Origin of the sequence: Asaia sp. SF2.1 (genome assembly GCF_000505765.1) — a bacterium.
GTDB lineage: Bacteria > Pseudomonadota > Alphaproteobacteria > Acetobacterales > Acetobacteraceae > Asaia > Asaia bogorensis.
In genome coordinates this window covers 83604-95071 of the sequence record NZ_AYXS01000048.1, presented here as the reverse complement: position 1 = coordinate 95071, position 11468 = coordinate 83604, and the positions used below count along the sequence as shown (strand labels likewise).

Annotated in this window: 10 protein-coding genes; 7 read left to right on the top strand and 3 right to left on the bottom strand. The window is 60.9% G+C overall.

Features of this window, described 5'->3' with window-relative positions:
* On the bottom strand, window positions 1-1122 hold a 1122-nt coding region (locus P792_RS36735), incomplete at its 3' end, for a 2-oxo acid dehydrogenase subunit E2 (RefSeq protein WP_031241423.1).
* A gap of 490 nt (window positions 1123-1612) precedes the next feature.
* Between P792_RS36735 and xylB the strand changes: the two genes are divergently transcribed.
* Window positions 1613-3103, top strand: coding sequence for a xylulokinase (gene xylB / locus P792_RS33270; protein WP_023979673.1), 1491 nt, complete (start codon window positions 1613-1615; stop codon window positions 3101-3103).
* Between the two features lie 50 nt (window positions 3104-3153).
* Here the strand turns inward: xylB and P792_RS0119955 are convergent, their stop codons facing one another.
* Complete coding sequence (locus tag P792_RS0119955; RefSeq protein ID WP_152530262.1) at window positions 3154-3981, bottom strand: alpha/beta hydrolase; 828 nt, start codon at window positions 3979-3981, stop codon at window positions 3154-3156.
* A 141-nt stretch (window positions 3982-4122) separates the two neighbouring features.
* Here P792_RS0119955 and P792_RS33265 point away from each other — a divergent pair, with 141 nt between their 5' ends.
* From P792_RS33265 to P792_RS33250, 4 genes are all read left to right on the top strand, one after another.
* Complete coding sequence (locus P792_RS33265; protein WP_235075521.1) at window positions 4123-4602, top strand: cupin domain-containing protein; 480 nt, start codon at window positions 4123-4125, stop codon at window positions 4600-4602.
* 94 nt (window positions 4603-4696) lie between these two features.
* Entirely contained in the window at window positions 4697-5701 is a 1005-nt protein-coding gene (locus P792_RS33260) for a LacI family DNA-binding transcriptional regulator (protein WP_023979670.1), read from the top strand.
* A 125-nt stretch (window positions 5702-5826) separates the two neighbouring features.
* Window positions 5827-6684 (top strand): shikimate dehydrogenase, encoded by an 858-nt coding sequence (gene aroE, locus P792_RS33255; RefSeq protein WP_023979669.1) that lies wholly within the window; start codon window positions 5827-5829, stop codon window positions 6682-6684.
* Window positions 6685-6782: 98 nt separating this feature from the next.
* A complete protein-coding gene (locus P792_RS33250) occupies window positions 6783-8231 on the top strand; it encodes a sugar porter family MFS transporter (protein WP_023979668.1) in 1449 nt (482 codons plus the stop codon).
* Window positions 8232-8265: 34 nt separating this feature from the next.
* Here the strand turns inward: P792_RS33250 and P792_RS33245 are convergent, their stop codons facing one another.
* Complete coding sequence (locus tag P792_RS33245; protein ID WP_152530261.1) at window positions 8266-9555, bottom strand: multidrug effflux MFS transporter; 1290 nt, start codon at window positions 9553-9555, stop codon at window positions 8266-8268.
* A 466-nt stretch (window positions 9556-10021) separates the two neighbouring features.
* Here P792_RS33245 and P792_RS33240 point away from each other — a divergent pair, with 466 nt between their 5' ends.
* Together P792_RS33240 and P792_RS39210 are read left to right on the top strand one after the other, a co-directional pair.
* Window positions 10022-10549 carry a hypothetical protein gene (locus P792_RS33240; protein WP_152530260.1) on the top strand — a complete coding sequence of 176 codons (528 nt, stop codon included), beginning with the start codon at window positions 10022-10024 and terminating at the stop codon, window positions 10547-10549.
* Between the two features lie 181 nt (window positions 10550-10730).
* Window positions 10731-11468, top strand: a 738-nt coding sequence (locus tag P792_RS39210; protein WP_023979665.1) for a UDP-glucose/GDP-mannose dehydrogenase family protein, incomplete at its 3' end; no start/stop codon positions are given.

Here is an 11468-nt window from a genome sequence, read left to right as displayed (position 1 = left end):
GGAGAGTAACGAGCCGAACACGCCGCCATTGGTGATGGAGAATGTGCCGCGTGACAGCTCGTCGAGCTTGAGCGTGCCAGCGCGTGCGCGCGCACCATAATCGTTGATATGACGCTCCAGCTCAGCAAAGCTCATCTGATCGGCATCATGAAGCACCGGCACAACCAGCCCGCGCTCGCTACCCACAGCGATGCCCAGATTGACGAAGCGACGATAGATGATTTCGTCACCCTCAATCGTGGCGTTGATTGCCGGGAATTCCTGAAGCGCACGGATACAGGCGCGCGCAAAGATCGACATGAAGCCCAGCTTCACGCCGTGCTTCTTCTCGAAAATCTCGCGATATTCGGCGCGCAGGGCCTTGGCCGCGCTCATATCCACCTCGTTGAAGGTGGTGAGAATGGCTGCCGTATTCTGCGCATCCTTGAGGCGGCGGGCAATGGTCTGACGCAGGCGCGTCATGGGCACGCGCTGCTCACGGCTGTCCTGCTCGGTCTTGCCCAGCAGGGTCGCAAGGGCGCTGGCCACCGCCGGTGAGGGGGCCGCCGGGTTATAGGCCGGTTCGGGCGTAGCCGTCTGTGCGGGGGCTGCACCGGGTGCAGTCGCGGGCTTCTGCTCCATGTGCGTCAGCACGTCACCCTTGGTCACACGACCATCCAGCCCGGTGCCATGCGTCACGGATGACGGGTCGATATGTTCCTCCGCCATCAGGCGAGAGGCTGCGGGCATGGGTTCGCGTCGGGTGGTACCTGCCGCGCCCTGCGCCGCCGCAGCAGGCTGGGCCAGCACGGGCTGGGCCGGGGCAGACTGAACCGGCGACGACTGACCTGAGGCCGAGGCGGGCGACGGAGACGGCTTGTCGTCGGGTTTGGCATCGGCCTTGCCATTGGGGTCCAGCGTCCCAAGCACGCTGCCAACAGCCACTTCGGCCCCCGAGGCCATAAGATCATGGCCGAGCACCCCGGCCTGCGGCGCGGGAACCTCGACACTGATCTTGTCGGTTTCGAGCTCGACAACAGGCTCATCGGCGGCCACGGCCTGGCCGGGTTGTTTCAGCCAGCGGGTTATCGTCGCTGATGTGACACTCTCACCCAGAACCGGCACCCTTATCTCGACCGACATCATCTCTCCCTTAGCCCGCTCGGACTTCTGTCGTGCGTCTGTTCGACCCGCCATGCCATGACGGCCTGAGACTGGCGACCATAAACAGGAACAACCGCCATGCCTACTCCGGCACAGCTGTCACATCGTGCTGAAATGGGGATGAGTGGCCAGAAATGTCAGGTTCCACCGCCCAGGGGGCCCATTCCGCCCCCTGATTTCACCCGATTGTGACGCGACAATCCTGCAAGGCGCGGTCTTTCATCCTGCCTCGACGGCTTTGCCTGAACCCGGAACGCGCATGCCCTTGCGGTCAGGGTCTGTGCGCCCGAAAAAATAACCACGAAACCTGTGCGCCATCTTTTCGTGTTTCCATTTCTGCCCCGACAGGATGGCGCGTGTCAGAGGCGGCGCTCATCTGCCTTTCATCGACGCTGCCCCTGATTTTCAAACGTCCCGCTCCCAGAAACCCACGACGCTTTAAAGTCCCAGACCCGAGGTTCGCTGCATCATGGCATCTGACACGCCCTCCAACGCCACTGGCGGTACTTATCTCGGCATTGATCTTGGCACGTCCGGAATCAAGGCTGTTCTGGTCGATACGAACCAGAAGGTGCTGGCCGCCCATACCGAGAAACTCGATGTCAGCCGGCCGCATCCGGGCTGGAGCGAGCAGGACCCCGAGGACTGGTATGAAGCCACCCTGCGCGCGCTTGATGCACTTCATGCCAGCCATCCGCATGAACTGGCCGAACTCCGTGGCATTGGCCTGTCGGGGCAACAGCATGGTGCCGTGCTCATGGGTGCACAGGGCGAGGTCTTGCGCCCCTGCCTTCTGTGGAACGACACCCGGGCCGAGTCGGAGTGCTCGTTGTTCGAGCATCGCTTTCCGCTTTGTCGTCAGATCACCGGCAATATCGCCATGCCGGGATTTACCGCCCCCAAGGTCATGTGGGTGGCCCGTCACGAGCCTGAGATCTTTGCAAAGGTAACGCATGTCGTCCTCCCCAAGGCGTGGCTCAGGTTTCGTCTCACAGGCGCGCTGATCGACGATATGTCCGATGCTTCCGGCTCTCTCTGGCTCGATACCGGGCGGCGTCTGTGGTCCGACGCAGCCCTTGAGGCCTCCGGGCTGCGTCTTGCCGCCATGCCCGCGCTTTGTGAGGGAACGGCACCTGCCGGTCGGCTGGATGCGTCACTCGCCGCACGCTGGGGCATGAAAGAAGCACCGGTCTTCGCGGGGGGCGCAGGGGATAATGCTGCGGGCGCTGTCGGGCTTGGGGCCATTCACACGGGTGATGCCTTTCTTTCCCTGGGCACATCGGGGGTGATCTGGGTCACGACAGACAGCTTCCATCCGGGCGGCAACCACGCCATTCACTCCTTCTGCCATGCTGTCCCCGATCAGTGGCATCAGATGGGTGTCACACTCTCGGCAGCGGCCTCGCTTGCCTGGTGGTCGCGTGTCACCGGCCTTGATGAAAAGACCCTCCTTGCCGAATTGCCCGACGCCCCGCTTGCCCCCTCGCCCGTGTTGTTTGCCCCCTATCTGTCGGGCGAACGCACGCCGCATAATGACGGCACGGTACGCGGCGGATTTGTCGGGCTTACGCAGGACACGACACGCGCCCAGATGACACAGGCCGTGCTTGAAGGCGTCGCTTTCTCGTTTCGCGACGCATTGGAGGGACTCGCCGAGTCCGGCACCGTGATCACTGAAGCGGATGTGATTGGCGGAGGGTCGCGCAGCCCGCTCTGGACCGCCATTCTCGCCAGCGTTCTCGGAGTCAGGTTGCACCGTCTGGCCAATGGCGAGCAGGGCGGCGCGTTCGGCGCAGCACGGCTCGCCCGCATCGCCGTTACGGGCGAGGATGTCGCCAGTGTGTGCCTGCCACCAGAGCGTGTGGCAACCATCACGCCGGATGAAACGCTGAGTGGCCCCTATCGTGCAGCCTACGCACGGTACAGAGCGCTTTATCCGGCGCTCAAATCCATCCCCTGATCATTCCACGCCGGAACGGGCAAGCGCCGGCAACGGCTCGAATATGTTCCTCAGGGCTCGGCCGGACAGACCCGGCCGATAAATCGCTGCAACGCGGCAAGCCCACCGCTCTCGATCAGGGTGGAATGGCTGCCCTGTTGCGTCGTCCAGATCTGTTTCGGCTCGGGGGCGGCCTCGAATACTGCGAGGCTCTGGGCCGGTGGCACCGTATGATCCTGCAATGTGCGCATCACCAGCAGCGGCATTTTCAATGCGGGAATACGGCCAAGCGTATCAAAGCGGCTGCGCAGGAGAAGCCGGACCGGCATGTAGGGATAACGTGAGGCGGCCACATCCACGATGCTTGTATAGGGCGCATCCAGAACCAGCCCGGCTGCCGGGAAAGCCAGGGCCGTGCGCAGGGCCACATTCGTGCCCAGGGACTCCCCATACAGAATGATCTGTCTCGGCTCGATGCCCTGCTGGCGCAGGAACACCATTCCGGCAGCGGCATCCATCATTAGACCCGCTTCTCCCGGCTGGCCGGGATTACCGCCATAGCCGCGATACTCAACAGCCAGAAGCCCGGTGTTTCCTTGCGCCATAAGGGCCAGGCGGCGCGCCCGGCTGGAAATCGTCCCGGCATTGCCGTGCAGATACATGATGACCTGCCCCTGCCCGAACGGCGGCCGGTAATAGGCTGAAAGCGCCAGCCCATCCTGCGTGTGCAGGGTGACGCGGCGCGCGCCGTCAATCAGATCGTCGGGGCTGGCGAGGGGTGTGGTGTCGGCAGGAAAAACCAGACTGTCCTGACGCAGGTACAGAAACGCCCCCATGACGAGATAGGCGAGATAGGCAAGAATGACGAGACCGACAAAAAGGGAGAGATATCTGATCAATTCAAGGGTCTCGGAACCAATGCGACGATACAAGCGTAAGCAGGAAGATGTGACCTGCCCATCCCCAGATTGTCGAGAGCCGGATCGATGAAATATTTATGGCCCTTACCCGTTTTTCTGGCTTTCCTCTCTACTGCCGTGATGGTGCAGGCTGCTGACAAGGCGCCCCCCAAGCCACTGCGCGCCTATCAGCATCTCTGGACAGACGACAACGGCGTGAGCCACATCGCCCGTTGCCCGGTGTCGAATTTCTTTCTCAAAAGCATGTCGCCGCCTGCCGGACCTCAATGGCAGGACCCCATGGAGCCTCAGACGGCAACCGTGATGATGACCGTGCAGCCGCAGCACTGGAATGGCGCATGGCACCCCGACCCCAAGCCGCAATGGATTATCCCGCTCAAGGGGCGCTGGTGGGTGCGCGCCATGGACGGCACGCGCGTCGAAATGGGCCCGGGCGACATTCTTTTCGGTGAGGACCAGAATGTGCGCCCCATGGAAAGCGGCCCCTACAAGGGCAAGAAAGGCCATGACGCCGGCAATGTGGGTGATGATGAAGTAACACTTCTTGTCATTCAATCCGCCAACCCACCCGAGCGCAACAAGCCTTGCCGCTACCACTGAGGGTCCTGCCCCTTCGTCACATCCGGCCTTATGCCCTGCACGCTACGATCGGGCGGGATCGCGCAAGGGCCATGAACTGTGTCATGATCGCGCCATGACCAGACGTGTGATCACCTCTATCGATGTTGCCCGTCATGCCGGGGTTTCTCAATCGGCCGTTTCCCGCGCCTTTTCCTCGACGGCCAGCATCTCGCCGGCCATGCGTGAACGCGTTTTCAAGGCGGCGGAAGAGCTCAACTACAAGCCCAACCGCATACCGGCCATCATGCTGACTGGCCGTTCGGGCATGATCGGCGTCATCGTCGGCGGGCTTGGCAATCCCCTATACGGTTATGCGCTCGAAAAGCTCTCTGCAGGCATCAGGGAGGCTGGTTTTCAGGTCCTTCTGGTTCAGGTCATTGATGACGTGACGCTCGATGCTGCCCTCGATCAGCTTGCAAGCTATCGCGTGGACGCCCTTATCACGGCGCTGGCGATCGGCGCCGAAGAGACGGTTCAGGCCATCTCGGCCCTGAATATTCCGGTCATCTGCTTCAACTCGGCGCTGACGGGGCCCGGAATCTCGTCGGTGCAATCCAGCAACATGAAATCCGGCCATCACGCGGCCACGCTTATGCATGGTCTCAAGGTGAGACATCCCGTCTGGCTGGCGGGCCCCCTCCAGAATGCGGCATCCCGCGCGCGCGAAGCCGGGTTCATGCAGGGATGCGCTGAACACGCGCTCGAGGTCACCCGGATTCAGGGGGCCGATGACTATCAATCGGGGTTTGACGCCATGTCAGCCGCCCTTGCACAGGGGCATCGTCCTGACGGGTTGTTCGCCAGTAATGACCTCATGGGGTGCGGCGCACTGGATGCGATAAGGCAACACACCGATCTGCGTTGCCCGGAGGATGTCGTGGTGATTGGCTACGACAATATCCCGCAGGCCGCATGGCAGGCCTATCAGCTCAGCAGCTTCGACCAGCGCCCCGATGCGCTCGTTACCGCGGCTCTGGACATTCTTGCCCGGTCCTTCTCCACCCCGGATGAGCGTCTGTCCGAGCGTCACGAGATCGAAGCGGAACTCGTGCTCAGGCGCAGCACCGGGCGGGTGTAATTCATCCTGTAACACTTGAATCCTGCAACCATCTTTCCTTCTGGCGTTAGTTTGCATAGCTATGCATTTTAGGTTGGGATGAGGAGGCTCTGCGCTCCCGTCCGGCCACCCCAGGAGATTGCCTCATGACAGACCGTTCCTTCCGTTCGATCCTGACCGGATCCTTTTCCACCCCCTGCGCCAAGAACCCCACCGTTGCGATGATGGAAGCGGGTTACGCCAAGGCCGGTATCGACGCCCGCTACATCAATTGCGATGTCAAACCGGAAAATCTGGCTGCCGCTATTGCTGGTGCAAAGGCGATGGAGTGGGCAGGATTCAACTGCTCCATCCCTCACAAGATTGCCGTGATCGATCATCTCGATGATCTGGCTGAGTCAGCCAAAATCATTGGCGCGGTGAATTGCGTGCAGATCCGTGACGGCAAACTGACTGGCAACAACACGGATGGAAAAGGCTTTCTGGCTTCGCTGCGCAAGGTGACTGAGCCCAAAGGCAAGACCATCGTCATTCTGGGTGCGGGAGGGGCCGCGCGGGCCATTGCAGTGGAACTGGCCCTCGCCGGTGCCGCCAGAATCACCATAGCCAATCGCAGCCCCGACAAGGCTCAGGCCATTGCCCGGCTTCTCACCGAGAATAGCAAGGTCGAGGCCCATGCCACGACATGGGAGGGCGAGTTCGTCGTGCCGGAGGGCACGGATGTGCTGATCAACGCGACATCCATCGGTCTGGGCGATGCTGAGGCAATACCCGCCATCAAGGTTTCGAGCCTTGGTCATGCTTCCATCGTGGCCGATGTCATTCCCAACCCGCCCATGACAAAGCTGCTGCGCGAAGCAAAGGCACAGGGCTGCCAGACGCTCGACGGACTCGGCATGCTGGTCAATCAGGGCATCATCGGGGCGGAACTCGTGCTTGGTGCAAAGCTCTCGCCAGACATCATGGAAAAGACGCTCGCCACTCTGTTCGGGGCTCAGGACTGACCCCAAACGTCGATGAAGCCGAGAGAGCGCCATGCCGACAAGGCGCCTCTCAGCCTCCCGGCACCATACACAACGTGCACCCGTCGAGGAGCAGGATGATGACTGACTCACATGACGCGCAGCCGCCATCGCACCCCGAGACTGTCGAAGCGGCCCTGCGGCGCCTTGAAAAAGCGCCCGACAAGCGTGACCACGCGCATCGTATGGTGGCCCTTGCAGCAGCCATTGCTGCCATTGGCGGACTGCTTTTCGGCTACGATACCGGCATCATCGCCTCAGCGCTGATCTATATCACCCATAGTTTCAGCCTCGACAGCACGGGACAACAGGGCATCGCCGCGGCGCTTAATCTGGGTGCCGTGTTCGGGGCGGTCATGAGCGGCCCGCTCTCAGACAGGATCGGCCGTCGCCCTTCGGTGGTAAGTGCCGCACTGGTCTTTATCCTTGCCTCGCTGGGCTGTGCGCTCTCACCGGATGAAACATGGCTGATTGTCGCGCGCTTCGCGCTGGGCTGGGCCATAGGCGCTACAACACAGATCGTCCCCGTCTATGTGGCTGAACTGGCCCCGGCAGAGCGTCGTGGCGGGCTGGTTTCACTCTTCCAGCTCGTTTTCTCGCTTGGGCTGCTCGTCGCATTCTTCACAGGGTATTTTCTCGCCGGGCCTGCCGATTGCTGGCGCCTGATGTTCGGGCTTGGTGTCATCCCGGCGATCTTGCTGGCTCTGGGCATGATGTTTCTGCCCGAAAGCCCGCGCTGGCTGCTCGAACATGGGCGCGAGGCGCAGGCTGTGGCCGTGCTGTATCGCCTGCGCGGCCATCATGAACCCATCCGTCAGGAGCTTGACGCCTTGCGTGATGCACAGGCGAAATCCGCCGACATACCGGGCTGGTCGGCCCTGCGTGCACGCTGGCTCCGCCCGGCACTCATTGCTGCCATCGGGCTTGCAGCCCTGTCACAGCTTTCGGGCCCGAATGTGATTGTCTATTATGCGCCCATCATTCTTTCCGAGGCCGGGCTGGGCCATGCGGCCTCGCTTCTCACCTCGGTGGGCGTGGGGGTAACATCGACAATAACCACCCTCATGGGGATCATGCTGATCGACCGTGTCGGCAGACGACGCATGCTGCTGGTCATGCTTCCTTTTGCTGCCCTCGCCTTGTTTGGGCTCGGTGCCTTGTTTCTTGATCACGCGCCCCTTGGCGGAACGCGGCTCGTCCTCGTCATTATTGCGCTGCTGGCCTATATCTTCTTCAATTTCGGCTCGCTCTCCGTCGCGGTCTGGCTGATCGCCTCCGAGGTTTTTCCGCTGATCATACGCAGCAAGGCCATGGGGCTCGCCAGCGCCACGGTCTGGCTGTCTGACACGCTGGTCTCGCTGTTCACCCTGTCACTGGTTCATGATCTGGGGCGCAGTGGCACATTCTGGCTTTTCGGCGCTATCAACGCCTTCGCTTTCCTGTTCGTCCTGCGCTTTGTGCCCGAGACGAAAGGCACCACGCTCGAAGCTATCGAGACCCGTTTGCGTGAGGGGCATTTCCGCCCCTGATACGCTTCCCGACCCGAAGCGAGGGGCCTGTAGCTCAGACGGATTTCTGGCGTTTTTCGGCAGCGCGACGCCAGAAATTACACAGCACCATGCCCGTAATTCCAGCCAGCATACCGAACGCCGTGGAGCTGAGCCGCGTTGGCGGCAGCAGTGCCATCAGGATACCGCTCGACCCGCCAATGGCGAAGGCCATCGTACCCAGCAACGCCGAGGCCGCCCCCGCCTGATGCCCATGATGGGTGAGCGCCAATACGTTGGCGTTGGGACCAATGAAGCCAAGCATGAAGGTTGTGGTGATAATCAGCGCGCAAAGTGGCCAGGGGTCGCTCTGCCCCACGATATGACTGGCACTGACCGCCAGCAGGATCAGTCCTGATACCAGGCAGGCCACAAGCCCTGCCTGCATGACCGTCGTGAATTCATAACGATGCGACAGACGTCCGTTGATCTGCGTTGCCAGAATGAACCCGCCAGCATTGATGCCAAAGAAAATGGCAAAGGCGCGGGGCGTAAAACCGAGCAGATGCTCGAACAGGAGCGGCGCGTTGGAAAGATAGGCAAACATCACGAAGGTGCTGAAGCTCGACAGGGCGGCCGAGGACATGAACACAGGCTCACGCACCAGACTGACATAACGGCGCAGGATCTCGACCGGCGGCAAGGCATAACGCCGCTCGGGCGGGAGCGTCTCGGGCATAACGGTCATCCAGAGCCCGGCCAGCAAGGCAGCGGCGACGGCACCCGCCCAGAAAATCAGGCGCCAGCTTCCGAAGGCAAGGAAGATACTGCCCAGCGTGGGCGCAAGAATAGGCCCAACGCCGAAGACGAGGGTAAGCTGCGACATCAGGCGCACAGCCTCATGCCCGGTTGCCACATCGCGCACGATGGCACGCGGGATGACGCTCGTGATGGCGCCGCCCAGAGCGGCAACCAGCCGCAGAAGACAGAACGACCAGTAGGAACTGGTTGTTGCCAGCGCGATGGTCGCGGCCACATAGATGGCCAGACCCACCACCATGGGCTTGTGTCGGCCAAAGCGATCGGACAGCGGCCCCAGGCAGAACTGCCCGATGGCAAGCCCGATGAACCACGCTGCCAACGTAAGCTGCGCAGAGCCTGGCCCCTGCCCCAGATCCTGTTCCAGCTGGGGAAAGGCTGGCAGATACATATCGGTCGAGATCGGACCGATCGTACTGACAAGCCCGAGCAGGATGATCTGCCCGGTGGAAAAACGTATGGCGGGTTGGGTCGATGAGGTCAGCACGGGAAAACCGGGTCCAATCAGTCTTGGCCATCGAGACACGAAAACGAACCAAACGCGCATGGTGCGCCCTGGCCGTCACCCGGAAGGAGGGCTGAGCCCGGTTTCTCAGGGGGAGTCGTGTCTGTCAGACATAGAGACCTCTTCTCCTCCTCCCCTGCCAGAAAGGCAACCAGCCTTTTTGCCCTTACGCCCTGTGCCGCGTGCATATAACAGGTTTGTGTGGCTGCCTTGTTCTGCTGCGGAGCTTGACCAGCCCCAACTCCGAGGATCGAGCGCCCTCACTGACGTGACCCGGTTCGAGAAACCCTCAACGACGAGCGCCCCATGTCATGACAGGCGACCTTCGTCCTGTTCCTGCCGCGTGGCTCGCACATACAACAAGAGTGCATGTTTTATTTATACTCATCGCTTTTTTGAGAAATACTATAATAAATCCGTCAATTATCTCCTGATTCGATATATAATGTATAGACGAGCCAAATGATGAAATCGCCGATACGCTCTATTCTGACGTTACATCATGATCATGACCGGAGCATCCGGTTATGCGCGGGCCAATGCCCCGCCCCACTGCACCAGTCCTCAAGAAGTGGTGTCAGGCACCCGACTGACCATCAATCGCGCCGAAGGATATTTCGACTGGCAAACAACGCATGAGGCATTCAGGTTTCACCCGGTGTTCCACCTCGATTTCGTCTCCTGCATTCCTGATATCGTCTCATTCAATACCGGTGTGTTCGCAACACGTGACCGCCAGATCTTCGAACTCAGTCCACAGGGTTTGAAGCATCGAGGAACTGGCAGGGCCTTCGATCCCGCATTTGACGATCAGGGTGAAACCAGGCGTTGCAACGAATACTCGACAACAGCCGATATCTGCCTTGAGCGCGGTGTCGATCATGCTGTCATCTTCATCGAGAACCATCGCCCGCCCCGGCAACGCATTGAGCTCATCATCTCCAGAACCAGAGCCATACGAAGCTTCGCGTTTCTCCCCTCCCCCGATACGCCCGGAGGTCTCGTCAGTCTCATGATTGATGGTCCCACCGGTTAAGATTGCATCACGGCTGACATCGGACTTCTGTCAGAACAGCCATGGTCAGAAGCACGGTCAAGGCCAGCTCAGACACCATAGAGGAGGCGAGCCGCCCCCCTTTCCAGCACGCAAGCTTTATCCCGTGCCCGGTTTGGGCTACGCCCTGCACAAAGAGAGTTCGCACAGGATAAGAGATCACATGCGCATAGCGATGATTGGCGGCGGTTATGTCGGACTGGTTTCCGGCGCCTGCTTTGCTGAGTTCGGCACCGAGGTCGTGATTGTCGAAGCGGATCAGGACAAGCTGGCCGCGCTCCGCGCCGGGTCCATTCCCATCTACGAACCGGGTCTCGACAAGATTGTCTCGGCCAATGTCGCAGCCGGTCGCCTGAGCTTTACCGATGATCTCGCCACCGCCATCGCGCAGGTCGAGGCTGTCTTCATTGCCGTGGGTACACCGACACGGCGCGGCGATGGCCATGCTGATCTGACCTATGTGTATGAGGCCACGCGCCAGATTGCCCGTCATGCCCGTACGGGTCTGCTGGTTGTGACGAAATCAACCGTGCCGGTGGGCACAGGGCGTGAAGTCGCCCGCATCCTGCGTGAGGAACGCCCCGAACTCACCTTCAGCGTGGCCTCGAACCCCGAATTCCTGCGTGAAGGCAATGCGATCGGGGACTTCATGCGCCCCGATCGCGTCATCATCGGCATTGACGACACTGGCGCCGACAAGGGCGAAACTGCCAGCGCCCTCATGCGACAGCTCTACCGCCCGCTCTATCTGATCGAGACGCCCATCGTCATGACCGGTCTTGAGACGGCCGAACTGACGAAATACGCGGCCAATGCCTTCCTTGCCATGAAGGTGACCTTCATCAACGAGATGGCCGATCTTTGTGAAAAAGTCGGTGGCAATGTTCATGACGTGGCGCGC